This window comes from Microbacterium murale, assembly GCF_014635185.1.
GTDB classification, from domain to species: domain Bacteria; phylum Actinomycetota; class Actinomycetes; order Actinomycetales; family Microbacteriaceae; genus Microbacterium; species Microbacterium murale.
This window is the reverse complement of the sequence record NZ_BMCM01000004.1, coordinates 128,990-152,970: the sequence shown is the minus strand read 5'-3', so window position 1 is coordinate 152,970 and position 23,981 is coordinate 128,990. Positions and strand designations below refer to the sequence as shown.

24 protein-coding genes are annotated in these 23,981 nt (G+C 66.6%); 12 read left to right on the top strand and 12 right to left on the bottom strand.

The features are described from left to right. Positions 1 to 20: 20 nt before the first annotated feature. Positions 21 to 749, bottom strand: a complete 729-nt coding sequence (locus tag IEV67_RS13080) for a response regulator transcription factor (RefSeq protein WP_188437020.1) — start codon at positions 747 to 749, stop codon at positions 21 to 23. 178 nt (positions 750 to 927) lie between these two features. Here IEV67_RS13080 and IEV67_RS13075 point away from each other — a divergent pair, with 178 nt between their 5' ends. After that, positions 928 to 2,430, top strand: coding sequence for an ABC transporter permease (locus tag IEV67_RS13075; protein WP_188437019.1), 1,503 nt, complete (start codon positions 928 to 930; stop codon positions 2,428 to 2,430). Positions 2,431 to 2,482: 52 nt separating this feature from the next. Beyond that, positions 2,483 to 3,187, top strand: a complete 705-nt coding sequence (locus IEV67_RS13070) for an ABC transporter ATP-binding protein (RefSeq protein WP_188437018.1) — start codon at positions 2,483 to 2,485, stop codon at positions 3,185 to 3,187. 25 nt (positions 3,188 to 3,212) lie between these two features. On the opposite strand, the gene IEV67_RS13065 is transcribed toward IEV67_RS13070, so the two are convergent. After that, the gene (locus IEV67_RS13065; RefSeq protein WP_188437017.1) at positions 3,213 to 3,983 is read right to left on the bottom strand and encodes a FadR/GntR family transcriptional regulator; all 771 of its coding nucleotides are present in this window, start codon (positions 3,981 to 3,983) and stop codon (positions 3,213 to 3,215) included. Positions 3,984 to 4,118: 135 nt separating this feature from the next. On the opposite strand from IEV67_RS13065, the gene IEV67_RS13060 reads away from it, so the two are divergent. From IEV67_RS13060 to IEV67_RS13035, 6 genes are all read left to right on the top strand, one after another. Then, complete coding sequence (locus tag IEV67_RS13060; protein WP_188437016.1) at positions 4,119 to 5,429, top strand: ABC transporter substrate-binding protein; 1,311 nt, start codon at positions 4,119 to 4,121, stop codon at positions 5,427 to 5,429. A 68-nt stretch (positions 5,430 to 5,497) separates the two neighbouring features. After that, positions 5,498 to 6,424, top strand: a complete 927-nt coding sequence (locus IEV67_RS13055; RefSeq protein ID WP_188437015.1) for a carbohydrate ABC transporter permease — start codon at positions 5,498 to 5,500, stop codon at positions 6,422 to 6,424. Beyond that, positions 6,421 to 7,302: a carbohydrate ABC transporter permease gene (locus IEV67_RS13050; RefSeq protein ID WP_188437014.1), complete on the top strand. Its 882-nt coding sequence runs from the start codon at positions 6,421 to 6,423 to the stop codon at positions 7,300 to 7,302. Before IEV67_RS13055 ends, IEV67_RS13050 begins: the two co-directional genes overlap by 4 nt. 5 nt (positions 7,303 to 7,307) lie before the next feature. Next, the gene (gene dgoD / locus IEV67_RS13045) at positions 7,308 to 8,459 is read left to right on the top strand and encodes a galactonate dehydratase (RefSeq protein ID WP_188437013.1); all 1,152 of its coding nucleotides are present in this window, start codon (positions 7,308 to 7,310) and stop codon (positions 8,457 to 8,459) included. A 6-nt stretch (positions 8,460 to 8,465) separates the two neighbouring features. Then, on the top strand, positions 8,466 to 9,506 hold the full coding sequence (locus IEV67_RS13040; RefSeq protein WP_229703107.1) for an alcohol dehydrogenase catalytic domain-containing protein: 1,041 nt from the start codon (positions 8,466 to 8,468) through the stop codon (positions 9,504 to 9,506). Between the two features lie 56 nt (positions 9,507 to 9,562). Further along, positions 9,563 to 10,801, top strand: coding sequence for an FAD-binding oxidoreductase (locus IEV67_RS13035; protein WP_188437012.1), 1,239 nt, complete (start codon positions 9,563 to 9,565; stop codon positions 10,799 to 10,801). A 71-nt stretch (positions 10,802 to 10,872) separates the two neighbouring features. Here IEV67_RS13035 and gnd read toward each other — a convergent pair whose 3' ends face one another. Both gnd and IEV67_RS19095 read right to left on the bottom strand, forming a co-directional pair. Further along, positions 10,873 to 12,321, bottom strand: coding sequence for an NADP-dependent phosphogluconate dehydrogenase (gene gnd / locus IEV67_RS13030; protein WP_188437011.1), 1,449 nt, complete (start codon positions 12,319 to 12,321; stop codon positions 10,873 to 10,875). A 155-nt stretch (positions 12,322 to 12,476) separates the two neighbouring features. After that, a complete protein-coding gene (locus tag IEV67_RS19095; protein ID WP_268238588.1) occupies positions 12,477 to 12,602 on the bottom strand; it encodes a hypothetical protein in 126 nt (41 codons plus the stop codon). Positions 12,603 to 12,825: 223 nt separating this feature from the next. Between IEV67_RS19095 and IEV67_RS13025 the strand changes: the two genes are divergently transcribed. Continuing rightward, positions 12,826 to 13,449, top strand: coding sequence for a 50S ribosomal protein L25/general stress protein Ctc (locus IEV67_RS13025; protein WP_188437010.1), 624 nt, complete (start codon positions 12,826 to 12,828; stop codon positions 13,447 to 13,449). A gap of 84 nt (positions 13,450 to 13,533) precedes the next feature. Continuing rightward, positions 13,534 to 14,115: an aminoacyl-tRNA hydrolase gene (gene pth / locus IEV67_RS13020; RefSeq protein ID WP_188437009.1), complete on the top strand. Its 582-nt coding sequence runs from the start codon at positions 13,534 to 13,536 to the stop codon at positions 14,113 to 14,115. Between the two features lie 39 nt (positions 14,116 to 14,154). On the opposite strand, the gene IEV67_RS13015 is transcribed toward pth, so the two are convergent. From IEV67_RS13015 to sdhC, 8 genes are all read right to left on the bottom strand, one after another. After that, on the bottom strand, positions 14,155 to 14,778 hold the full coding sequence (locus IEV67_RS13015) for a hypothetical protein (RefSeq protein WP_188437008.1): 624 nt from the start codon (positions 14,776 to 14,778) through the stop codon (positions 14,155 to 14,157). 69 nt (positions 14,779 to 14,847) lie between these two features. After that, positions 14,848 to 15,852 carry a tryptophan--tRNA ligase gene (gene trpS / locus IEV67_RS13010; protein WP_188437007.1) on the bottom strand — a complete coding sequence of 335 codons (1,005 nt, stop codon included), beginning with the start codon at positions 15,850 to 15,852 and terminating at the stop codon, positions 14,848 to 14,850. 43 nt (positions 15,853 to 15,895) lie between these two features. Further along, positions 15,896 to 16,735 carry an exodeoxyribonuclease III gene (locus tag IEV67_RS13005; RefSeq protein ID WP_188437006.1) on the bottom strand — a complete coding sequence of 280 codons (840 nt, stop codon included), beginning with the start codon at positions 16,733 to 16,735 and terminating at the stop codon, positions 15,896 to 15,898. Between the two features lie 10 nt (positions 16,736 to 16,745). Further along, a complete protein-coding gene (locus IEV67_RS13000; RefSeq protein ID WP_188437005.1) occupies positions 16,746 to 17,954 on the bottom strand; it encodes a YihY/virulence factor BrkB family protein in 1,209 nt (402 codons plus the stop codon). Positions 17,955 to 18,002: 48 nt separating this feature from the next. After that, complete coding sequence (locus IEV67_RS12995) at positions 18,003 to 18,764, bottom strand: succinate dehydrogenase iron-sulfur subunit (protein WP_188437004.1); 762 nt, start codon at positions 18,762 to 18,764, stop codon at positions 18,003 to 18,005. A 1-nt stretch (position 18,765) separates the two neighbouring features. Further along, positions 18,766 to 20,571 carry a succinate dehydrogenase flavoprotein subunit gene (gene sdhA / locus IEV67_RS12990; RefSeq protein ID WP_188437003.1) on the bottom strand — a complete coding sequence of 602 codons (1,806 nt, stop codon included), beginning with the start codon at positions 20,569 to 20,571 and terminating at the stop codon, positions 18,766 to 18,768. Between the two features lie 17 nt (positions 20,572 to 20,588). Then, positions 20,589 to 21,041, bottom strand: coding sequence for a succinate dehydrogenase hydrophobic membrane anchor subunit (locus tag IEV67_RS12985; protein WP_188437002.1), 453 nt, complete (start codon positions 21,039 to 21,041; stop codon positions 20,589 to 20,591). Further along, a complete protein-coding gene (gene sdhC / locus IEV67_RS12980) occupies positions 21,041 to 21,475 on the bottom strand; it encodes a succinate dehydrogenase, cytochrome b556 subunit (protein ID WP_229703105.1) in 435 nt (144 codons plus the stop codon). The genes IEV67_RS12985 and sdhC overlap by 1 nt, the downstream gene beginning before the upstream one ends. 167 nt (positions 21,476 to 21,642) lie before the next feature. Between sdhC and IEV67_RS12975 the strand changes: the two genes are divergently transcribed. Continuing rightward, complete coding sequence (locus IEV67_RS12975) at positions 21,643 to 22,758, top strand: mannose-1-phosphate guanylyltransferase (protein WP_188437000.1); 1,116 nt, start codon at positions 21,643 to 21,645, stop codon at positions 22,756 to 22,758. 130 nt (positions 22,759 to 22,888) lie between these two features. After that, on the top strand, positions 22,889 to 23,971 hold the full coding sequence (locus IEV67_RS12970) for a BMP family lipoprotein (RefSeq protein WP_229703103.1): 1,083 nt from the start codon (positions 22,889 to 22,891) through the stop codon (positions 23,969 to 23,971). Positions 23,972 to 23,981: the final 10 nt, after the last annotated feature.

The window sequence follows — 23,981 nt, the reverse complement described above, 5'->3', positions numbered from 1 at the left end:
GTGCATCATCCCCGATGCGGTCACTGCGGGGCCTTGATCATGTATCCGACGCCGCGGACCGTGTGCAGCAGCGGTGCGCGACCGGCGTCGATCTTCTTGCGCAGGTACGAGATGTACAGCTCGACGACCGAGGATTTTCCGCCGAAGTCATAGCTCCAGACCCGGTCGAGGATCTGCGCCTTCGACAGCACACGGCGCTCGTTGCGCATGAGGTAGCGGAGAAGTTCGAACTCGGTGGCCGTCAGCTCGATCTCGGTGCCGGAGCGTTCGACCTCGTGGCTGTCCTCATTGAGGGTGAGATCGCCGACCCGCAGAATCGACTGCCCTTCGTCGGCGCTGGCGAGCCCGGTGCGGCGGATGATCGCACGCAGGCGCGCGATGACCTCCTCGAGGCTGAAGGGCTTGGTGACGTAGTCGTCGCCGCCGGCCGTGAGCCCGGCGATGCGATCGCCGACGGCATCCTTGGCCGTCAGGAACAGTACCGGCACGAGATTGCCCGATTCGCGGAGTCGCCGCAGCACGCTCATGCCGTCGAGATCGGGCATCATGATGTCGAGCACCAGCGCATCGGGCTCGAAATCCCTGGCAACCTGGAGCGCTTCGAGGCCCGAGGATGCTGTGCGCACCTCCCAGCCCTCCATGCGAAGCGCCATGGCGAGCAGATCGGTGAGCATCTGCTCGTCGTCGACGGCGAGGATGCGCAGGGGGGAGCCGTCGGGGCGGCGCAGGTCGGGCTGATCGCTTGTCATGGTCTTATTCTGTGGAATCAGCTATGGGATTTCTATGGAGTGCACTATGTGCTTCCTGTGAATCATGATCATCGCGTCTGCATTCTCATACGGATCTCATCATTGCTTGCTCACATCTCCAGAAGCTGTCTCCATACCGTCAGATCTGCACCGCGACATCCGCGGCAGAAGGAGAGACATGTACGCAACGTATCTGCGGCGGGAACTGGCCGGCCGCAAGAAACAGACGATCATCGTCGCAGCGGGACTGGCGATCGCCATCGCGCTGGTCATCATCGTGAACGCACTCACCGCTGGAGTGCGCGATGCGCAGTCGCAGGCGCTCGAATCGGTGTACGGGGTCGGGACGGATCTCACTGTCACCGGCGCGGCGGCAGAGCCGGGAGAAGGTGGCGGCGGTCAGCGATTCGAGTTCGACGCCGACGCGGCGGAATCGGGTGATGACACGACGACGCTGAGCCAGTCGATGCTCACGACCGAGCGGATGCGCGGCACTCTCGATGCTTCGGTCCTCGAAACCGTGACCGGCACAGACGGCGTCGCCGCAGCATCCGGGGCGCTCAGCCTGACCAACTCCACGTTCTCGGGTGAGATGCCGACCGGCGGGTTCGGCGGTGGCGAAGGCGATACCGGTGAGACCGGCGAGATGCAGGCGCCCGCCGAAGGACAGGCGCCCGCGGAAGGCGGCGCCGACGGCGCAGGCGGCAGTGCCTTCGGGGTCGACTCGTTCACGGTGCTGGGCATCGATCCGGACGCCGACTCCATCGGCCCGCTCGCATCGGTCGAGGTCGCCGACGGGCGTGGGTTCGACGCGGACGACTCCGCTGCGCTGGTTGCGTTGGTCGACAGCTCATATGCGTCGACCGCCGAGATCGCGGTGGGCGATGTGATCGACGTGGCCGGATCCGAGGTGGAGATCGTCGGAGTCGTCAGCTCGACATCTGATTCCGCAGACACAGCCGCCAACGTGTACCTGCCGCTGGACACGGCGCAGGAGCTCTCGGGAGTCGGCGAAGTCATCTCGACCGTCTACGTCCAGGCGTCGTCGGCATCGGACATCGCCGCGGTGCAGTCCGCACTCACCGAAGACCTGCCAGACGCCACCGTGAGCTCACAGTCCGATCTCGCAGCGACGGTCTCCGGCTCCCTCACGAGCGCGACCTCGATGATCACGAGCCTCGGCACCTGGCTGTCCGTGATCGTGCTCGCAGTCGCGCTGCTGATCTCGGTGCTCCTGACCACCTCAGGCGTCTCGCGGCGCACACGCGAGTTCGGGACACTCAAGGCGATCGGTTGGTCCAACGGCCGCGTCGTACGCCAGGTCGCAGGCGAGTCGATGGTGCAGGGACTCATCGGCGGTGTCGTCGGGCTTGCACTGGGACTGGTCGGCATCCTGATCATCAACATCGTCCAGCCGACGATCTCGGCGACCGCTGAGACGCCGGCCGGCAGCTCCGGTGGGCCAGGCGCAGGCGCAGGCGCTGGCGGCGGCCCGACGGGCGGCGGCGGCATGTTCCAGGCCGCGGCCGGTGCCGACATCGTGCTGCAGGCGCCGGTCACGCTCTGGGTTCTCGTGGCAGCCGTGACTCTCGCGGTGCTCGGCGGACTCGTCGCCGGAGCATTCGGCGGTTGGCGAGCCGCCCGGCTGAGCCCAGCCGAGGCGCTTCGCTCGGTCGCATGAGAGACAGGAGGACACGGAGATGGATGTGAAAGAGATGACGGAGATGACAGACATGACAGACGTGACACTCACGCGGACGGCGCCGCTCTACCGGCTCAAGGATGTGACCCGCACGTACAGCCAGAAGGGACGGATCGTGAAGGCGCTCGCCGGCGTCGACCTCGAGATCGTGCCCGGCGAATTCGTCACGATCCAGGGTGCTACCGGGGGAGGGAAATCGACCCTGCTGCAGCTGCTCGGAGCTCTGGACACGCCTACCTCGGGGTCTCTGCGCCTCGGCGACATCGAACTGGCGTCGGCGTCGGGCAAGGAGCTCAGCCGCATTCGCGCCGACGAGATCGGCTTCGTCTTCCAGGGCTTCAACCTCATGCCCACGCTGACGGCGGCCGAGAACGTGAACATGGCGCTCGAGCCGATGAAGCTCGCATCCGGTGAGCGCACGCGTCGAGTCGAGGAGGCGCTCGCACACGTCGGGCTCGCCGACCGCGGCGATCACCTTCCCACCGAGCTCTCCGGCGGTCAGCAGCAGCGCGTCGCGATCGCTCGCGCGATCGTGAAGAGGCCCAGAGTGCTGCTGGCCGACGAGCCGACCGGCAATCTCGACGAGAGCATGCGCGACGAGATCCTTGCCCTGCTGGAACGGCTCTGCGCTGAGGGGATCACGATGATCGTCGTCACGCATGACTCCGCTGTGGCCCGGCGCGCGACCCGCCGCCTGCGCCTGGCGAAGGGCGTGGTGCACGACATCACGAAGTAGTCGAAGGGGCCCCGATCTTCATGCGTCAGCCGATGATCGGGGCTTTCTGCTCCCAGATGGAACTCATCTCCGCGAGCGTGCGGTCCATGATCGAGACCATGGAGGCCGCGGCCTTCTCGGCGTTCCCCGTCTGGATCGCTGTCGCGATGTCGACGTGCATCTGCAGAGCTTCCGGCGCCGGGTACTTCGGCATGAGATCGTACTGGGTCCGACCGGTGAGCACCTCGGCGACGAGATGGTGCAGCTGCGCGAACATCTCGTTCCCGCTCATGGTCAGGATGAGGGCGTGGAACTCCTTGTCCAGGTCGAGGAACTTCGGTGCATCCCCTTCGCGCCCGGCAGCCCACAGACGACCGGCGAGTCCGACGAGGTCGCTCGCCTGATTCAGCGGGGCACGCAGCGCCGCCATGCGGGCGGCGGCCGGTTCGATGGCTGCGCGCAGTTCAGTGAGTGAACGCAGTTGCGCGACGCGGCTCGGACCGGCGAGTCGCCAGCGGATGACCTGCAGGTCGTACACGTTCCAGTCGGTGAGCGGCAGCACTCGCACGCCCACGCGTCTCTTCGGTGTGATCAGGCCCTGGGCCTCCAGTGCGCGCAGCGCCTCGCGGACGACCGAGCGCGAAACCTGGAACCGGCTCTCGATCGACTCCGTGGTGAAGGTCGCCTGCGGCGCGATCACGCCGGCGCAGATCTCCCGGCCCAGAGTGTCGAAGACCAGGTTGCGTCGACCTGTCACGGGAATGGATGCGACGGACGATGACGCCGGATCGGCACCGATGCCGGGGAGCGGGCTCATGGCTAGATCATATCTTTCTGGTCACACATCTTGAAAGGTATGACTTGTGGGGTCTATCTTGGCCACTGAGCAGACGTAACGGAGCATCTGCACCAGCGAACCTCGCGATGCTGCGTGGTTCAGGACGGAGTCACAGTGAAGTACCGATCCAAGACCGCTCGCTTCCTCGCAGCGGCAACCACAGCAGTCGTCGCCGGCACGCTCGTCAGCTGCAGCTCGGGCTCGGAGATCGACGAGAGCGAGGGGATCGAGGGCACCACCATCCGCGTCACCCTCGCCAACCATGTCTGGACCGAGACGATCAAGGAACTCATCCCGGAGTTCGAGGAGGAGACCGGAGCGAAGGTCGAGATCTCGCAACTCGCGGAGGATCAGCTCTCCGACCAGTACAACGTCAAGCTCAATGCCGGCACCGACGAGATCGACGTGCTGATGTACCGGCCGCTGCAGGAGAACAAGCTCTTCGCCAGCAACGGGTACCTTTCGGACATCACCGAGCAGGTCGAGGGCGACGACGAATGGGACTGGTCCGACTTCCAATCCGGACCTGCATCGCTCACGACGTACGACGACACGGTCGTCGGCGTCCCGATCATCACCGAGCGCACGGTGCTCTACTACCGCAAGGACCTGCTGGAAGAAGCGGGGCTTGAGGTGCCGACCACGCTCGAAGATCTCGACGCCGCGGCAGCCGCGATCCATGAACTGCACCCCGAGGTTGCCGGCTACATCGGCCGCACGGGAAAGTCCGCAGCGGTGACCCAGTTCAGCGCATTCCTGTTCAGCTCCGGCGGCAAGTGGATCAACGACGACGGCACGTCGGCGATCGACAGTGAAGAGGCCCGTGGTGCCTATCAGTTCTACGGCGACCTCATCCGCGACCACACCGACGCCACCATCAACCCCGAGATGAGCTGGCCCGAGGCGTTCGCCGTGTTCCAGCAGGGACAGGCGGCGTTCATCGCCGATGCCGACAGCCTCTACAAGAACATGACCGACCCGTCGCAGTCGACGGTCTCGGATCAGGTCGGATTCGCGCCCTTCCCAGAAGGGGAAGCGGGATCGAAGCCGTACAACGTGGCTGCGTGGGCGCTCGCGATCAATGAGAGCTCCGAGAATCAGTCGGCCGCATGGCAGTTCATCCAGTGGGCGACCTCGAAGGAGATCACACTCGAGATGTCGAAGCTCGGTGTCATGGGCGCTCGCACCTCGGTGTGGGACGACGCGGACGCCACCGCCGACTATCCGGCCGAGCTCGTGGAGGCCATCAAGATCAACGGTGAGAACGGCGTCGGCGAGGATCGTCCGCTCGTGATCCAGGTGGCGGAGGCCCGTGAGATCGTCGGAGACCCGATCGTCGCCGCGATCTCCGGTGGCGATGTGGATGCTGCGGCTGAGAGCGCGAACAAGGCGTTCGACGAGTTCCTCCTCGAAGACGCAGAGTAACCATTCCGAGTCCGTCGCCGCCCCGGAGTCCATCCGGGGCGGCGACGGCGGACCTCACGGAAGCACTCATGACTGCACTACGCACCCCCGAAGACGTCGGGACGAGGGAGCACTTCAGCCGCTGGGCCAACCGGCATCGCAAGTGGCTGTTCGCCGGGCCCTCGATCGTGTTCACCGCACTGCTGCTCGCGATCCCGCTGGGCTGGACGCTGTTCCTCAGCTTCACCGACGCCAAGCGCTCGGTCAGGCGCAAGTTCGACTTCAATGGGCTCGACAACTACGTCGAGGCGCTCACCGACACCGAGCGGTTCTGGCCGGCCGTATGGCGCACATTCGCCTTCACCGGTGGAGCCCTCTTCTTCGAGCTGATCCTCGGAATGATCATCGCCCTGCTGCTGTGGAAGCCCTTCCGCGGTCAGGGCGTCGTGCGCACGATCATCCTGCTGCCGCTCGTGGCGACTCCCGTCGCGGTCGGCATGATGTGGCGCCTGCTCTTCGAGCCGAACATCGGCTTCGTCAACGAGATGCTGTCCTGGGTCGGCATACCGCCGCAGCCGTGGCTGGCGGACCCTGCCACCTCACTCGCGACGCTGACCTTCGTCGACATCTGGCAGTGGACGCCCATGGTGGCGCTCATCCTGCTCGCAGGCCTCACCGGCCTCTCTGAGGAGCCGCAGGAGGCGGCGAAGGTCGACGGAGCCAACGGCTGGCAGCGGTTCTGGTACGTGACGGTGCCGCTGATGCGCCCTGTGATCATCGCTGCCGTGCTGCTTCGCGGTATCGATGCGCTCAAGACCTTCGACATCCTCTATGCCACCAAGGGCAAGGGCGGCGGTGCCTTCCACGACGTCGAGACGCTCAACGTCTACGCCTACGGTCTGAGCTTCGACTACAACGAGTACGGATTGGCGTCGGCGGTTCTCATCCTGTTCTTCCTGCTGATCCTCGGCGTGATCTGGGTTCTCCAGATGCAGAGAAAGGGCAAGGACTCATGACCACGGCAGACACCCGCACGATCGTCACAGGCGGGGCGACCGCTCCGGTGCGGCGCCGGCGGAAGTTCCGCTGGGGACCGGTGGGCCGATTCGTCGGACTCGCGCTCATCGTGCTCGCCTTCCTCGGCCCGATCGTGTGGATGGTGCTGGCGAGCTTCAAGCTCAATGTGCAGATCTACGATCCGACCAAGGCGTTCCTGTTCGACCCGACCCTGGAGAACTACGGCACGGTGTTCGATCCGCGTCGTGGCAACTACCTCGTCTACATCTGGAACTCGTTCTTCGTCGCCTTCATGGCCACGGCGCTCTCGCTCGTGCTCGCCGTTCCGGCCGCGTACGCGATGAGCCGGTTCATGATGAACAAGTCGGCGATGGTCGTGCTGCTCGCGCGCATCATCCCCGGCGTGAGCCTGCTGGTGCCGTGGTACTTCATCTTCGCCCAGCTGAAGATGACCGGCGGCTACCTGCCGCTGATCCTCTCGCACATGTTCGTCTCGCTGCCGTTGATCCTGTACATCATGATGTCGTTCTTCGATCAGCTCCCGGAGGAGCTGGAGGAGTCGGCCCAGGTCGACGGGCTCACCGCGATCGGGGCGTTCTTCCGCATCACGCTGCCGCTGTCGGTGCCTGGCATCGCGACCGCGACGATCCTGTCGTTCATCTTCTCGTGGAACAACTTCATGTTCGCGCTCGTGCTCTCCGGCAACTCGACGAAGACGCTTCCGGTGGCGATCTTCGACTTCATCGGGTACGCCTCGATCGACTGGGGTGCATTGATGGCGGCCTCCGTGGTCGTGACGACACCGATCATGCTGATCGCCCTGTTCACTCAGCGCTACATCGTGACTGGCCTCACCGCCGGCGCGACGAAGGGCTGAGGCGAATGGCCGACATGATCGAGCGCGTCGAATCGTTCCCGGTCGCGCCGCGCTGGCTCTTCGTGCGCATCGAGACCGGCGACGGACTCGTGGGCTGGGGAGAGGCGTCGCTGGAAGGGTACGCAGACGTCGTGCGGGCGGCCGTCGATCAGTTCGCCGGATACCTCATCGGCACTGACCCTGGGCTCATCGAGGATCACTGGCAGGTGCTCACCAAGAGCCAGTTCTATCGCGGAGGGGCGGTGCTCGCGAGCGCGGTGTCCGGCATAGACCAGGCGCTGTGGGATATCAAGGGCAAGCGTCTGGGGGTGCCGGTGCACGACCTCCTCGGCGGAGCGGTGCGCGATCGGATCCGTGCGTACGGGTGGGTCGGCGGCGATGACCCGGCGGAGGTCGCCGACCAGATCTCGGCGCAGCTCGACGTCGGCCTCACCGCGGTGAAGATGAACGGATCAGGGAAGATGAGCCGCAACGGCTCGGTGGCGGAAATCGATGCCGTCGTCGCGAGGGTCGCCAGCGCCCGCGCCACGCTCGGGCCCGATCGAGACGTCGCCGTCGACCTGCACGGCCGATTCACCCTCGCGACAGCGCGTCGACTGGCGCCGCTGCTCGAACCGCTGCATCCGTTCTTCATCGAGGAGCCGGTCGTCCCCGAGAACTCGCACGTGATCGGGCGGATGGTGGATGCCACCACCATCCCGATCGCGACCGGGGAGCGGCTGTACAGCCGTCAGGAGTTCCTGCCGGTGCTGCAGGCCGGCATCGCGATCGCGCAGCCCGACCTCTCGCACGCCGGCGGCATCTCCGAAGTGCGTCGGATCGCCGCACTCGCCGAGACGTTCGATGCGGTGATCGCCCCGCACTGCCCGCTCGGCCCGCTCGCGCTCGCCGCATGCCTGCAGGTCGGCTTCGCGACGCCGAACCACCTCATCCAGGAGCAGTCGATCGGCATCCACTACAACAAGGGTGCAGAGGTGCTCGACTACGTGCTCGACACATCGCCGCTCGGGTTCGTCGACGGTGGGTTCGAACGCTTGACCGGAGCGGGTCTCGGAATCGAGATCGATGAGGATGCCGTGCGCCACGCATCCTCGCGCTGGGAGAGCTGGCAGAACCCGATCTGGAGGCACGCCGATGGCTCGGTCGCGGAGTGGTGAGCGGTCATGACCACTGACGGAGCGGATCTGCCGCGCACGATGGCGGCGGTGATCAAGCACGGCCCCGGCGTCGAAGGCATCGAGATCGGCCGGGCGGCGATGCCGACGGCCACACCGGGGCATGCCGTCGTGGACGTGCTCGCGACCGGCCTCTGCGGGACCGACGTGCACATCGCCCACGACGAGTACGGCTATGCGGCTCCCGTCATCATGGGGCACGAGGTCCTCGGCGTCGTCTGCGAGGTCGGGTCCGACGACGATGCGGCGTGGCTCGGCGTCCGAGTCGCCGTCGAGACCTACTTCTCGGCGTGCGAGGTGTGCGACATGTGCCGCTCCGGCAGGCGCAACCTGTGCACGGATCGTCGTTCGATCGGATCGTTCCGCAACGGCGGGTTCGCTGAGAAGCTGCTCGTGCCTGTCATCAACCTGCACCGGATGCCGGACACTCCGGGCGACCTCGACGGCGTACTCAGCGAACCGCTGGCATGCGTCGCGCAGTGCCTGCTCGACCCTCCCGTCGTGCAACCGGGAGACCAGGTGCTCGTCACAGGACCGGGTGCGATGGGGCAGCTCGCGGCGCAGGTGGCGAAGGCATCCGGCGGCGTCGTGACTCTCGCGGGGCTGCCAGCCGATGCGGAGCGCCTCGCCGTCGCCGCAGCGCACGGAATCGGCACCACGACGGCGACGCCGCAACAGGACGCCTTCGACGTCGTCATCGAATGCTCTGGTTCGGCTCCCGGTGCTGCCGGCGCGCTGCGCGCGGCGCGTCGCGGCGCCCGCTACGTGCAGGTCGGGATCTTCGGACGCGATGTGTCGCTGCCGCTCGATCTGGTGCTCTACAAGGAGCTCACCGTGACCAGCGGCTTCGCGTCCACGCCGATATCGTGGCGGGCCGCGATGCGGCTGATCGAGGCGGGCGATGTCGTGCTGACTCCTCTGATCACGAACAGGGTGCCACTGCACGCCTTCTTCGATGCTCTGGATGCCGCGGCTCGCGGCGAAGGGCTGAAGACGGTGATCGTGCCTGGAGGAACGCGGGCTCGCTGAGCGCGAACGGCGGGATGCCGGTGGCCGATGTCGGCGCCCGGGAATACGATCTGCGCATGACAGAAAGTCCACTCGCAGTACGTCCGGCGACCCCGGAGGACGTCGCCGCACTGGTGCGCCGCGCGCACCAGGAATCGCTCCTCGTCACCGTGGTATCCGGTGGTCACGGGCCATGGTCGCACGACGAAGCAGACGGCATGCGCATCGAACTCACCAGCCTCGCCGACATCCGCATCGACGGCTCCATCGTGCACATCGGCGGCGGAGCGACGTGGGGTGCGATCGCCGCCGCGCTCTCCGAGGCGGGCCTGGCCATCAGCTCAGGAGACACGTCCACGGTCGGCGTCGGCGGATTGACGCTCGGCGGCGGTATCGGATGGATGGTGCGCGCGTGGGGGCTCGCCGTCGACCAGCTGGTCGGCGCGCAGGTCGTGACGGCGACCGGCGAGATCGTCGAGGCCTCCGCGAATGAGAACGCAGACCTGTTCTGGGCTCTGCGCGGCGGCGGTGGCAACTTCGGCATCGTCACGCGTTTCGACTTCGAAGCGCATCGGTTCACGGGCATCGTCCACGGCGAGTACGTGATCGGCGGCGATGCGGCCGCGGTGCTGCGCACGTGCCGCGACATCATGCGCACGGCACCGCGCGAGCTGACCGTGACGTACATGGATGTTCCCGCGATGGATCCGAGCGCGCCGGCAGGCGCACGACTGGCCGCGGTCTGGGCCGGCGACGAAGTGGACTCGCTCGAGGCTGCGCTCGCGCCGGTGGCGGCATCGGAGGGCGTCGAGGCGACGGTGACGCCCCCGGCGTACCGCGACATCCTGCTCGAGATGCCGGCGCCGGAGGCGGGGGAGGATGCTCCGGCTCCTCCCGGCTTCATCGGGGGCAACGGCCTCTTCGCCGCACTGGATGACGAGCTGATCGACCGGCTCGTGGCGTTCCGTGCGGCGTACCCCGCATCCGTGGTGTTCCTGCGCTCCCTGGGCGGAGCATTCGGCGACGTGCCCCAGGAGGAGACGCCGTTCCCCGCTCGGTCGGCCGCCTGGTTCGTGATGGCCGGAGGATTCGACATCCCGGGCATGATCGACGACGACACTCGAGCGGCGATCCTCGCCGACTGGCACAGGATCGAGTCGGGGCGCCTCGCCGAGTACGGCAACTTCGCCGACACGGAGCGACCCGCAGCCGTGCCGGGGATGTTCACCACGGAGGCGTACGAGCGTTTGCGCACCGCGAAGGCGAAGTGGGACCCGCAGAACCTCTTCCAGCGCAATCACAACATCATCGTGTGATGCCGACCCTGTGACGTGCAGGGGGGGCGGTGACCTGTCGGTCACCGGCCCCGCCTACGCGGATTCTCCGCTCAGTGCGTGTCTTCCGCCTCGATCTCGGTGCGGTCGCCCGACCACAGCGTGTGGAAGGTGCCTTCCTTGTCGATGCGCTTGTAGGTGTGCGCACCGAAGAAGTCGCGCTGACCCTGCACGAGCGCGGCAGGAAGGCGGTCGGCGCGGATGCCGTCGTAGTACGACAGCGACGAGCTGAACGCGGGAGCCGGGATGCCTGCGGTCGCTGCCGCGACGACGACGCGCCGCCATGACGCCTGGCTGCCGGCGATGGCGTCGGCGAAGTACGGTGCGGTCATCAGCACGGGCAGGTCGGCGTTCTCGGCGTACGCGTCGGCGATGCGATTGAGGAACTGGGCACGGATGATGCAGCCGCCGCGCCAGATCTTCGACACCGCGCCGAGGTCGATGTTCCAGCCGTATTCGGCGGCACCGGCACGGATCTCGTCGAAGCCCTGACTGTAGGCGACGATCTTCGAGGCGTAGAGCGCGAGGCGGACGTCTTCGATGAAAGCGTCGTGGTCGGTGACGGCGAACGCGTCGTCGGGGCCGGGGAGGTTCACGGCGACGGCGCGCTGCTCGGGGTGCGAGGACAGCGAGCGGGCGAAGGTGGCCTCGGCGATGCCGGACACCGGTACGCCGAGCGACAGGGCGGTCTGCACTGTCCATGCGCCGGTGCCCTTGGCTCCGGCCTGGTCGAGGATGACGTCGACGAGCGGCTTGCCCGTGGAGGCATCCACCTGACGCAGCACCTCCGCGGTGATCTCGATCAGGTACGACTCGAGCTCGCCCTTGTTCCATTCGGCGAAGATCTCGGCGATCTCGGCGGGGCTCTTGCCCGTGCCGCGTCGGATCAGGTCGTACGCCTCTGCGATGAGCTGCATGTCGGCGTACTCGATGCCGTTGTGCACCATCTTCACGAAGTGGCCGGCGCCGTCGTGGCCGATGTGGGTGACGCACGGCTCGCCCTCGGCGACAGCGGCGATGGACTTCAGGATCGGGCCGAGGGTGACCCACGACTCGTCGGAGCCGCCAGGCATGATCGACGGGCCGAGGAGTGCGCCCTCCTCGCCACCGGAGATTCCGGCGCCGACGAAGTTGATGCCGGTCTCGCGGACGGCCTTCTCACGGCGGATCGTGTCGGGGAAGTAGGCGTTGCCGCCGTCGACGATGATGTCACCCGGTTCGAACACCTCGGTGAGTGCCTGGATCACGGCGTCCGTGCCCGCGCCGGCCTTGACCATGATGATCGCGGTGCGCGGCTTCTGCAGCGACGCGGCGAACTCCTCATAGGTGGATGCCGGGATGAATCCGGCCTCGGGGTGCGCGTCGAGCACGCCCTGGGTCTTCTCGTAGCTGCGGTTGAAGATCGCCACCGTGTTGCCCTCGCGGCTCGCGAGGTTGCGGGCGAGATTCGAACCCATGACGGCGAGTCCGACGACTCCGATGTTCGCTGATGCTTCGGGCACAGACTGCTCCTCGGTCGGGAAGTTAGGGATGGTCTCAGATTATCGCTGAGGGCGACGGGCGAGCGCGTGTGTGACGGGAGATGCCGTTTGTTGGCGCGAGCACGCCGTCGCATCGGCGGTGCCGTCGGGTGGGCGGCATCCGGCCCCGCGCGGAGTCAGTCCTTGCGGTAGCTGCTGCGACCCATGGAGAACAGGGCGCCGAGGGTGAAAACCGTCGCGCACACCGCCATGGCGCCGATGAGCCAGAGGAGGACGTGTGAGAGGAAGGCGCCGTCGAGCATGCCGGACTCCAAGTTCTGGGAGGGGAAATGAGCTGAGTTTCAGCCTACTCGGTCATCCGGTACGATAGAGGAGTTCCTCGGCGAGGGATGCTTCGCGTGCGCGGCATCCGTTATCGACGCGGCGAACCAAGCCTCGTGGCTTTTTCGCACGTCTGCGTCCGGGAAGCCGACCAATAGACCACCACGCGGCGAGCAGTTCGTCGTGTGCCCCGAAGGAGAATTCATGTCTGAGGACACCAAGGTCCACGCCGAGGTCCGCGAGCAGTTCGGCAAGGGCTTCGCCCGTCGCCTGCGCGCAGCCGGCAAGATCCCCGCCGTCATCTACGGCCACGGCACCGAGCCGGTGCACGTCGCACTGCCGGGCCACCAGGTCTCGCTCATCATCCGCCGCGCGAACGCGCTGCTAGAGCTCGACATCGAAGGCACCGCCTCGCTCGCGCTCGTCAAGGACGTTCAGCGTGACCCGGTGCGCCAGATCATCGAGCACATCGACCTTCTCGTCGTGAAGAAGGGCGAGAAGATCCAGGTCGACGTGCCGATCGTCGTCGTCGGCGAGTCCTTCGCCGGTACGGTTGCCAACCTCGACGCGACCTCCCTCGCGGTCGAGGTCGAGGCGACGCACATCCCGCAGAACTTCGAGGTCTCCATCGAGGGCCTGGAAGAGGGCCAGCACATCACGGCCGCCGATGTGAAGCTCCCCAAGGGTGCATCGCTGCTCGCAGACCCCGAGACGCTCATCGTCGCGATCTACGTGCCGACCGCTGAGGCCGCTGAGGAGGCGACCGAAGAGGTCTCCGCCGAGGGCGAAGCCGCAGAAGCACAGACCGAAGAAGCTGCTGCGGAGTAATCCACACGCACTTCCGACGACAGAGGGGACGCGAGCACATCGCGTCCCCTCTGTCGTATCCTGACGACGTTCGAAAGGCGTGAGATGGCCGACACCTGGCTGATCGTGGGACTGGGCAATCCTGGGCCCCGGTACGAGGCGACCCGGCACAATGTGGGCCAGCTCGTCGTGGATGAGCTGGCCGCGCGTCGTGGCGAGAGCTTCCGTGAGCACAAGGGCGGTGCGCGGGTGGTGGAGACCTGGGTGCGACCCGGCGCCGACAAGCTCGTGCTCGCGAAGCCGAACTCCTTCATGAACGTCTCCGGCACGCCGGTGGCTGCTCTGGCGCGGTTCTATTCGGTTCCGCCAGAGCGCACGGTCGTGGTCCACGACGAACTGGACATCCCGTTCGACACTCTCAAGCTCAAGATCGGCGGAGGGCACGGCGGGCACAACGGCGTTCGCGATGTCGCGCGCGCGATCGGCACGGCGGACTTCCCGCGGGTGCGCGTCGGCATCGGCCGGCCACCCGGGCGCCAGGACCCCGCGGACTGGGTGCTGTCGCCGTTCGGCAAGGCGGAGCGGGAGACGCTCGGGATCCTCGTCGCCGACTCAGCGGATGCCGTCGAACTGTTGGTGACCGAGGGGCTGCTCGCCGCCCAGCAGAAGCATCACGCTCCGCGTTGATCCGACCGGCGTCCTCCGCCCATCAGGGATACTGATCGATCAGGTTCCGTAGAGCGTCGCGGAGCCGGCCCCTGCACCGATTCCGAGCGTGACGCCGAGCACGGTGAAGAAGATCACCGGGCCGAGCACACCGAGGATCAGCGCAGTGATGCCCCATGCTCGTCCGGAGCGCTTCACGATCGCCATGATCCCGAGCACGATCGCTGCGATGCCGGCGAGGGTGCCGAGCCAGAACGAGACCTCGCCCATCAGCACCTGGTCCCGCACTGGTGCGAGGAAGGAGAGATCGCTCGTGGATCCGTCGATCTGCTGCATCACCGTCGGCAGCCTGAAGCCGATCTGGTAGCCGGCTGCGCCCGCGACGATCGACGCGACGACGCCGGCCACGATCGACAGCGCGAACGCCACGATGCCGAGTGCAGAAGACTTCTGCTGCGGCGTGGCGGACGGCTGGTATGCCCCGGTGGGTGCGCTGTATCCGCCGACGGGCGCCGGGTATGCTCCGGGCGGCGCCTGGTACGCAGGATCTGCGGGCGCCGGGTATGCGCCGGCAGGCGGCTGGTACGCGGGTGCACCGGCAGGCGATGCCGGGTAACCGGGTGCGGGCGGCACCGGCGGCACTGGGCCGTTGGGCGAGGGCGGCGGAAGCTGCGGATCGGTCACGCACACCATCCTAGAGCGAGGGCGGATCGCGGAGCGCAGCCGAGCTCGGAGCGCAGGCCGAGGGGCTCATCAGACTCGACGCAGCAGCCCGACCTTGTCGTACACGTCGGCGAGCGTCGCGTCAGCCACCGCGTCGGCTCGTGCCGCGTTCGCGGCGAGGATGCGGTCGAGCTCGGCCGGGTCGTCGAGAAGCTCGAGTGCGCGGGCGCGCACCGGCTCGAACTCCGAGACGACGACCTCCGCGAGGCCCTTCTTGAAATCGCCGTAGCCGCGGCCGGCGTACTCATCCTCGATCGCCGCGACCTGACGTCCGGAGAGCGCCGCGTAGATCGTCAGCAGGTTCGAAACGCCGGGCTTGTTCTCCCGATCGAAGCGCACGCTGCCCTCGTTGTCCGTCACCGCACGCATGACCTTCTTCGCCGACTTGGCCGGGTCATCCAGCATCCAGAGCACGCCGGCATCGCTCTCCGCAGACTTCGACATCTTCGCCGTCGGGTTCTGAAGGTCGTAGATGCGTGCCGTGTCCTTCTGGATCACCGGCATCGGCACGGTGAACGTCTCGCCGAAGCGCGAGTTGAACCGCTCAGCGAGATCGCGCGTCAGCTCGACGTGCTGCTTCTGGTCGTCGCCGACCGGCACCACGTCGGTCTGGTAGAGCAGGATGTCGGCGGCCATCAGCACCGGATACGTGAACAGGCCGACGGAGGTGGCGTCCGCGCCATAGCGGGACGACTTGTCCTTGAACTGCGTCATGCGTCCGGCTTCGCCGAACCCGGTGATGGTGCTGAGGATCCACGCGAGCTCGGCGTGCGCGCGCACGTGCGACTGCACGTACAGCGTCGACTGGGACGGCTCGATGCCCGCTGCGATGTACTGTGCGGCCGTACGGCGCGTCTTCTCGCGGAGCTCTTTCGGCTCCTGTGCGACGGTCAGCGCGTGGAGGTCGACCACCGAGAAGTATGCGTCGTAGGAGTTCTGCAGATCCCGCCACTGCAGGAGAGCCCCGATGTAGTTGCCGATCTGGAGGGAGTCGGCGGAGGGCTGCATTCCTGAGTAGAGGCGAGGTTTCTTCACGAATCAATCCTACGGGGACGACGTGGGGCGATCCGCATGTCGCTCAATACGAGTAGTCCACGATCACGGGGGAGTGGTCGCTCCACCGCTCGGCGTAGGAGGCTGCGCGTGCCACGCTGTACGCCTCCACGCGCTCCGCGAGTGCCGGAGTCGCCAGGTGATAGTCGATGCGCCAGCCGCTGTCGTTGTCGAACGCCTGACCTCGCATCGACCACCACGTGTAGGGACCATCGATCTCGCCGTGGAAGCGGCGCCCGACGTCGACCCAGCCGAGACCGGTTCCGACGGTACCGTCGACGCCCGTGACCTCTGAGCCTGCGTCGCCGAGGAAGCGATCGAAGTATGCGCGCTCACGGGGGAGGAAACCCGCCTTCTTGCGGTTGCCTCGCCAGTTCTTGATATCGAGCTCCCGGTGGCCGACGTTGAGGTCGCCTGTGACGAGCGCGAGTGCGCCACCCAGACTCAGCTCTTCGAGGCGAAGGCCGAAAGCGTCGAGGAACTTCCATTTCTCGTCCTGCTTCGGTGTATCGGCCTCGCCGGAATGCACGTACGCGCTCACGACGGTGAGTGTGCGATCGCCGATCGGGAAGTCGCCTTCGATCCAGCGGCCCTTCGAATCGAAGTCATCGGCGCCGAAGGTCGTGCGACTGGCCACCGCAGGGGTTCGACTCGCGATGGCGACGCCTGCGCGCCCCTTGGCCGTCGCCTCGTCGTGGACGATCGACCAGCCGGGGAGGGCGGCTTCGAGATGCTCGTCCTGACCACGGACCTCCTGAAGGGTCAGGATGTCGACGCCTGCCGTGTCGAGCCAGCGGCTCATCCCGTTGCGGGCCGCCGCCCGGATTCCGTTGACATTGACCGAGGCGATACGCAGATGAGGCATGGGATCAAGCCTAGCCAGCGCCTCCGACATCGCGGCGCGATCGCGTGAGCTCTGTCAGCAGCCGGTGAGCGGTCGCGGCATCCGGCGTCGTCGTGACCTCCGGCGGATCGGCGAGGAGCCCGTCGAGTTCCGCCGTCGCCGAGCGCACCGCTCGTCGGGTGCTCCACGAACGCAACCAACCGGCCTCGTCCTGCGCCTGGCGGGCTTCGCGCAGGCGGATGCGCGCGGCCATGAGCAGCGCCTGATACTCGGCGGCGATGCGCTCGTCCTCGCTCTGGCGAAGCAGCGGGAGGTCGCGGTCCCGCGCGGCCACCGCTATCCACGCCGCTGCCACGAGCATGATCACACCGTTGACGCGGAACCACAGCAGGAGGCCGACGAAGATCGCGAACGTGGCGAGCAGAGGGTTGGCCGGCGTGTAGCTCAGCAGGAAGCCCGCGCCGAACTGCAGCACGGTCATGGCGCCGCCGCCGAGCAGGGCTCCCGGCCAGATCGTGCGCCATCGCAGAGAGGTCCCGGTGAGGAAGCGCACCATCGCGGCCAGTGCGGAAGACAGCAGCGCGAACGACACCACAACGGAGCCGATGCGGATCAGCAGGTTCACGGCGTCTGAGCCGGTGCCCCACCCCAGCAGCTCGATGAGCCAGGTCAGCACCGCGGTACTGGCATAGCTCAAGGCGGAACCGACGATCAGCGCGACGCCGAAGATGACGGCCGCGAACAGGTCGCGCGCCTTGAGCAGCAGGTAACTGCGCCGATCGGGCGCGAGGCCGAACATGTCGCGCACCGCACGTCGTGAGAACGTGACCCAGCCGATCGCCGTCCAGACGACCGCGACGAGCGCGATCACACCGGTGATGGTGAGCACTCCGGCCATGTCGCTGGCGATTCCGTACGCCTGCTCGGGAGTGAGTATCTTGCTGTGCTCGCTGATCAGGTTGGGGACGTAGCCGTTGACGACGCCGATCAGCGCGTCGACGGCCTCCGTGCTCCCGCCGAGCCACAGCCCGGAGATGGCGAAGGTGAGATAGACGGCGGCGAAGATTGCGAACAGAGCCTGATAGCTCACGCCGGCGGCGAGCAGGAAGCCGTTGTTCTGCAGGAAGTGGCGCCAGACGCGCACCGGGAACAGGGCGAGCGTGCGCCGGGTCAGCGCGGTCGCGCGCTCGACCGCGACGTCGAGGCGACCGGCGGATGCATCCGCCCCGGAATCAGACACGCCCCCACCCTATCCAGGGCGGGGGCGTGTCGTTGACGATGCGTGCGCTCAGCGGCGTCCGCGGAGGACGGCCTGCTTGACCTCGGCGATGGCCTTGGTGACCTCGATGCCGCGGGGGCATGCCTCGGAGCAATTGAAGGTCGTGCGGCAGCGCCAGACGCCTTCCTTGTCGTTGAGGATGTCCAGTCGCACGTCGGCGTTGTCATCGCGCGAGTCGAAGATGAAGCGGTGCGCGTTCACGATGGCGGCGGGCCCGAAGTACTGGCCGTCGGTCCAGAACACCGGGCAGGACGAGGTGCACGCGGCGCACAGGATGCACTTGGTGGTGTCGTCGAAGATCGCACGGTCGGCGATCGTCTGCACGCGCTCCTTGCCCTTCTCAGGCGTGGAGTTCGCGACGAGGAACGGCTGCACCTCGCGGAACGAGGCGAAGAACGGCTCCATGTCGACGATGAGGTCCTTCTCGAGCGGCAGGCCCTTGATCGCCTCGACGTAGATCGGCTTCGAGATGTCGAGGTCCTTGATCAGCGTCTTGCAGGCGAGGCGGTTACGGCCGTTGATGCGCATGGCGTCAGAGCCGCAGATGCCGTGCGCGCAGGAGCGGCGGAACGACAGCGAGCCGTCGACCTCCCACTTGATCTTGTGCAGGGCGTCGAGGACGCGGTCGGTGGAGAACAGCTCCACGTCGTAGTCGACCCAGCGCGGCTCGGCGTCCTTCTCGGGATCGAACCGTCGGATGGTGAAGGTGACCAGGAAGGACTGGATGGCTGGGTCAGCCGCGGATGGTGCCTCTGCGACAGCGTTCGACATTTCAGTACTTCCTCTCCATCGGCTGGTAACGGGTCATGACGACGGGTTTCCAATCGAGTTTGATGTGGTCGGCCGGCGTCGACGAGTGCGGGTCACCGGTCAGGTAGGCCATCGTGTGCTTCATGTAGTTCTCGTCGTCGCGCTTCGGGAAGTCGTCGCGCATGTGTCCGCCGCGGCTCTCCTCGCGGTTCTGCGCCGCGTAGACGACGACCTCGGCGATGTCGAGCAGGAACCCGAGCTCGACGGCTTCGAGCAGGTCGGTGTTGAAGCGGTGCCCCTTGTCGTCGACGTAGACGTTCTTGTAGCGCTCGCGCAGTTCGGCGATCACGCCGAGCACGTGCTCGAGGGAGTCGTGGGTGCGGAACACCTGGGCTCCGAGATCCATCTCCTCCTGCAGCTTCTTGCGCAGCACGGCGACGCGCTCGGTGCCCTTGCTGTCACGGAGCTGCTCGAGCAGGCCGGAGACGAATGCCGCCGGGTTCTCCGGCAGCGGCACGAACTCCGCGGTCTTGGCGTACGCGACCGCGTTGTTGCCCGCACGCTTGCCGAACACGTTGATGTCGAGCAGCGAGTTGGTGCCGAGACGGTTGGAGCCGTGCACCGACACGCAGGCGCACTCGCCGGCCGCGTACAGGCCGGGGACGACCGTGTCGTTGTCGGCGAGCACCTCGGCGTCGTTGTTGGTGGGGATGCCGCCCATCGCGTAGTGCGCGGTCGGCATGACGGGCACAGGATCGGTCACCGGGTCGACGCCGAGGTACGTGCGGGCGAACTCGGTGATGTCGGGGAGCTTGGTCTCGAGGACCTCGGCTCCCAGGTGCGTGCAGTCGAGGTAGACGTAGTCCTTGTGAGGACCGGCGCCGCGGCCGTCGAGGACCTCCTGCACCATCGACCGCGCCACGATGTCGCGAGGCGCGAGGTCCTTGATGGTGGGGGCGTAGCGCTCCATGAAGCGCTCGCCTGACGCGTTGCGCAGGATCGCGCCCTCGCCTCGAGCGCCCTCCGTGAGCAGGATGCCGAGACCGGCGAGCCCGGTCGGGTGGAACTGGAAGAACTCCATGTCCTCGAGCGGCAGGTTCTTGCGCCACACGATTCCGACGCCGTCACCGGTGAGGGTGTGCGCGTTGGAGGTGGTCTTGTAGATCTTGCCGAAGCCGCCGGTCGCGAAGATGATTGCCTTGGCCTGGAAGACGTGCAGCTCACCGGTGGAGAGGTCGTATGCGACGACGCCGGCGACCTGGGTGCTGCCGTCCTCGGCCTTCACCGTGATCAGGTCGAGCACGTAGAACTCGTTGAAGAAGTTGATGCCGAGGCGGACGCAGTTCTGGAACAGCGTCTGCAGGATCATGTGGCCGGTGCGGTCAGCCGCGTAGCAGGCGCGGCGCACCGGCGTCTTGCCGTGGTTCGCGGTGTGACCACCGAAACGGCGCTGGTCGATCTTGCCCTCTGGGGTGCGGTTGAACGGCAGGCCCATGTTCTCGAGATCGATGACCGCGTCGATGGCCTCCTTGGCGAGGATCTCCGCGGCGTCCTGGTCGACGAGGTAGTCGCCGCCCTTGACCGTGTCGAAGGTGTGCCACTCCCAGCTGTCCTCCTCGACATTCGCGAGGGCAGCCGCCATACCGCCCTGCGCTGCGCCGGTGTGCGAGCGGGTCGGGTAGAGCTTGGAGATCACTGCCGTCTTCGCACCCGGCCCCGCCTCGATCGCCGCACGCATGCCGGCACCGCCGGCACCGACGATCACGACGTCGAACTGGTGGTAGTGCACACCATCGCGGACGACGGAATCCTGTGTCTCAGTAGTCACTTCTCGTTGCTCTCTTCTCAGTTCCCGACGACGCCCGCGGCCACGCAGGTGTCCCACAGGGTGCTGCTCTCGGTCACGCCGAGGCACGGGTCGAAGGTGAATACGACCAGGGTGCCGAGCACGATCAGGAGCCCGGCTGCGAGGCCGACCGCCCAGACCAGGGCCTTGCGAACCTTCTCGTGCGTGACGTAGTCGTTGATGATCGTGCGCATGCCGTTGCCGCCATGCAGGAGCGCGAGCCACAGCATCAGCACGTCCCACCACTGCCAGAAAGGCGTGGCGAACTTGCCGGCGATGAAGGCGAAATCGAGAGCGTGGATGCCCTCGCCCACCATCAGGTTGACGAAGAGGTGGCCGAAGATCAGCACGATCAGCACGACGCCGGAGCCGCGCATGAACAGCCAGCCCCACTTCTCGAGGTTGATCCCGCGGCGGCGACGCGCCGGCGCTTGGATGGTCTGAGCGGACATCAGTGGCCTCCCACCATGCTGGAGAACGCGAGGGCGAGGTGCCGACCGGAGAAGCCGGCCATCAGCACGATCCATACGGCGATGACGCCCCAGAACATCTGCCGCTGGAAGCGCGCGCCCTTCGACCAGAAGTCGATGAGGATGATGCGCAGGCCGTTCATCGCATGGAACACGATGGCCGCGACGAGCACGACCTCGCCGATGGCCATGATCGGGTTCTTGTAGGTGCCGATCACGGCGTTGTACGCCTCGGGGGAGACCCGGATGAGTGCAGTGTCGAGCACATGCACCAACAGGAAGAAGAAGATCGCGACTCCGGTGATGCGGTGAAGCACCCATGACCACATGCCTTCGCGACCCCGGTAGAGGGTGCCGCGCGGCGTCTTCGATGTGGTCTCCGAAATCGACGGTGCGGGGCGTAAGCCTGCGGACACGGTCGTCCTCCCTGATCGATACGAGGTCGGTAGCGCGCACTGGGTCTGAGGCGACCGCAGACGTGCCCGATCGTGCTCCATCCTATTCCTGTTCAATCGCTGGGAGCGACGAAGGGTGGCCTAACTATCTCGACGTCGAGATTGTTTCGGACGGCTACGCTGGGGTCATGACCGAGCCGATCGATGACTTCTACGCCGTGATCCCCGCCGGAGGCATCGGAAGCCGGCTGTGGCCGCTCTCGCGTGCTGACGCACCGAAGTTCCTCCACGACCTGACCGGCTCGGGAAACTCTCTTCTTCGCGACACCTGGGATCGACTGGAGTCGCTCACCGGCCCAGACCGGATCTCGGTCGTTACAGGGCGGGCGCACCGGGCCGCTGTCGAGGCCGAGCTGCCCGGCATCGCCGACGCGAACGTGTTCCTCGAGTCGGAGCCACGGGACTCCGCCGCCGCGATCGGACTCGCCGCCGCGATCCTGCATCGCCGTGACCCCGATGTCATCATCGGTTCGTTCGCCGCCGACCACGTCATCCGCGGCACCCGCACCTTCGAGTTCGCCGTGCAGCAGGCCGTCGAGGTGGCGCGCGCCGGTTACATCTGCACGATCGGGATCCAGCCCTCCGAGCCGTCCGTCGGCTTCGGATACATCCAGAAGGGCGACGAGCTCATCGTCGACGGTGCGCCGGAGGCCGCGACCGTGGAGCGCTTCGTCGAGAAGCCCGACCTCGAGACCGCCAAGCAGTACTACTCCGACCGCTCCTTCCTGTGGAACGCCGGCATGTTCATCTCCAAGGCGAGCGTCTTGCTCGACGAACTCGCCGCGAACGAGCCCGAACTGCACGCCGGCCTCATGGAGCTCGCCGAGGCGTGGGACGACCGCGAGCGTCGCGGGCCCGTCGTCGACCGGGTGTGGCCGACGCTGAAGAAGATCGCGATCGACTACGCCGTCGCCGAGCCCGCCGCCGACAAGGGGCGCCTCGCGGTGATCCCAGGGCACTTCGACTGGGACGACGTGGGGGACTTCGCGTCGCTCACCAAGCTGATCAACAACGGCCGCAAGAACGACCTGGCGGTGCTGGGGCCGAAGGCGAGGGTGCTCTCCGATGCGGCGACCGGAATCCTCGTCAGTCAGACCTCGCGGGTGATCAGCCTCGTCGGTGTGAAGGACATCGTGGTCGTCGACACTCCCGACGCGCTGCTGGTCACGACCACCGAACACGCTCAGCGCGTCAAGGGCGTCGTGGAATCCCTCAAGCTCACCGGACGCGGCGACGTGCTCTAGCCCCAGGTCACCGGTCTATTGCGAGTTTGTAACCATTAACCGCAACCGTGATGTCGGATGCCGTAACACTGGGTAACTTATCCCCACGGGGCTTTGCGATCGGCGCAGGCCAGTAGTCGTGGAGGCTTACGTGACCATTTCCACCAAGAAGCGCGCTCTCGCCGCGCTCGTGGCGACAGGCGTCGCCGTCGCACTCGCAGGCTGCGGAGCCGCTCCGGAGGATTCCGACGGCGGCAATGCCGGTGGCGAGACCATCGACTTCCTGCCCTGCATCGTCTCCGACGCCGGCGGGTTCGACGACAAGTCGTTCAACCAGCTCTCCTACGAGGGTGTCGTGCAGGCCGCCGACGAGCTCGGCGTCGAGTACAAGAACGTCGAGTCCAACAGCGAGACCGACTTCGCCCCGAACATCGAGAGCCTCGTCTCCCAGGGCTGCAACGCCATCGTCTCCGTCGGCTTCGCGCTGTCGGCAGCGACCGTCGAGGCCGCGACAGCGAACGAGGACATCGACTTCATCCTCGTCGACGACGCCGCGGACAACGACTTCGACGGCGAGAAGGATGCCGAGAACGTCAAGCCGCTGCTGTATGACACGGCCCAGGCGGCCTTCCTGGCGGGCTACCTGTCGGCAGGCTACTCGGAGACCGGAAAGGTCGGCACCTTCGGCGGCATGGAGTTCCCGACCGTGACGATCTTCATGGACGGATACAAGCAGGGCGTCGACTACTACAACGAGCAGAACGGCACCGCCGTCGAGGTCGTGGGCATGACCTCGTTCACCGGTGGCTTCGAGGCCGGACCCGAGGCCAAGTCGGTCGCGCAGAACATCGTCGACCAGGGCGTCGACGTGCTCCTGCCGGTCGGCGGTCCGATCTACCAGTCGGCGCTCCAGGTCATCAAGGAGTCCGGCCGCGACATCGCACTCATCGGTGCCGACGCAGACCTGTTCGTCACCGACCCGAGCACGGAGGACTTCGTGCTGACGTCGATCCTCAAGGACATGAAGCTCTCGACGTACGAGGCGACCATGAGCAGCGCGAACGACGAGTTCGACGCGGAGGCGTATGTCGGAACCCTCGAGAACAAGGGCGTCGGCATCGCCGACCTCCACAACTTCGAGGACAAGGTCGACCCTGAGCTCTGGACCGCTGTCCAGGACCTGCAGCAGCAGATCATCGACGGAGACGTGACCGTCACCTCGTACCTCGGCTGATCGAGGAACG

What these genes read in the sequence shown, in the direction of transcription:
- pth (WP_188437009.1), top strand. Translation starts at nt 13,534, where the DNA reads ATGGCCGACACCTGGCTGATCGTGGGACTGGGCAATCCTGGGCCCCGG.
- IEV67_RS13040 (WP_229703107.1), top strand. Translation starts at nt 8,466, where the DNA reads ATGACCACTGACGGAGCGGATCTGCCGCGCACGATGGCGGCGGTGATC.
- IEV67_RS13080 (WP_188437020.1), bottom strand. Translation starts at nt 749, where the DNA reads ATGACAAGCGATCAGCCCGACCTGCGCCGCCCCGACGGCTCCCCCCTG.
- IEV67_RS13055 (WP_188437015.1), top strand. Translation starts at nt 5,498, where the DNA reads ATGACTGCACTACGCACCCCCGAAGACGTCGGGACGAGGGAGCACTTC.
- IEV67_RS12985 (WP_188437002.1), bottom strand. Translation starts at nt 21,041, where the DNA reads ATGTCCGCTCAGACCATCCAAGCGCCGGCGCGTCGCCGCCGCGGGATC.
- dgoD (WP_188437013.1), top strand. Translation starts at nt 7,308, where the DNA reads ATGGCCGACATGATCGAGCGCGTCGAATCGTTCCCGGTCGCGCCGCGC.
- IEV67_RS13050 (WP_188437014.1), top strand. Translation starts at nt 6,421, where the DNA reads ATGACCACGGCAGACACCCGCACGATCGTCACAGGCGGGGCGACCGCT.
- IEV67_RS13005 (WP_188437006.1), bottom strand. Translation starts at nt 16,735, where the DNA reads ATGCCTCATCTGCGTATCGCCTCGGTCAATGTCAACGGAATCCGGGCG.
- IEV67_RS13025 (WP_188437010.1), top strand. Translation starts at nt 12,826, where the DNA reads ATGTCTGAGGACACCAAGGTCCACGCCGAGGTCCGCGAGCAGTTCGGC.
- IEV67_RS12975 (WP_188437000.1), top strand. Translation starts at nt 21,643, where the DNA reads ATGACCGAGCCGATCGATGACTTCTACGCCGTGATCCCCGCCGGAGGC.
- IEV67_RS13070 (WP_188437018.1), top strand. Translation starts at nt 2,483, where the DNA reads ATGACAGACGTGACACTCACGCGGACGGCGCCGCTCTACCGGCTCAAG.
- IEV67_RS13035 (WP_188437012.1), top strand. Translation starts at nt 9,563, where the DNA reads ATGACAGAAAGTCCACTCGCAGTACGTCCGGCGACCCCGGAGGACGTC.
- IEV67_RS19095 (WP_268238588.1), bottom strand. Translation starts at nt 12,602, where the DNA reads ATGCTCGACGGCGCCTTCCTCTCACACGTCCTCCTCTGGCTCATCGGC.
- IEV67_RS12995 (WP_188437004.1), bottom strand. Translation starts at nt 18,764, where the DNA reads ATGTCGAACGCTGTCGCAGAGGCACCATCCGCGGCTGACCCAGCCATC.
- IEV67_RS13065 (WP_188437017.1), bottom strand. Translation starts at nt 3,983, where the DNA reads ATGAGCCCGCTCCCCGGCATCGGTGCCGATCCGGCGTCATCGTCCGTC.
- IEV67_RS13075 (WP_188437019.1), top strand. Translation starts at nt 928, where the DNA reads ATGTACGCAACGTATCTGCGGCGGGAACTGGCCGGCCGCAAGAAACAG.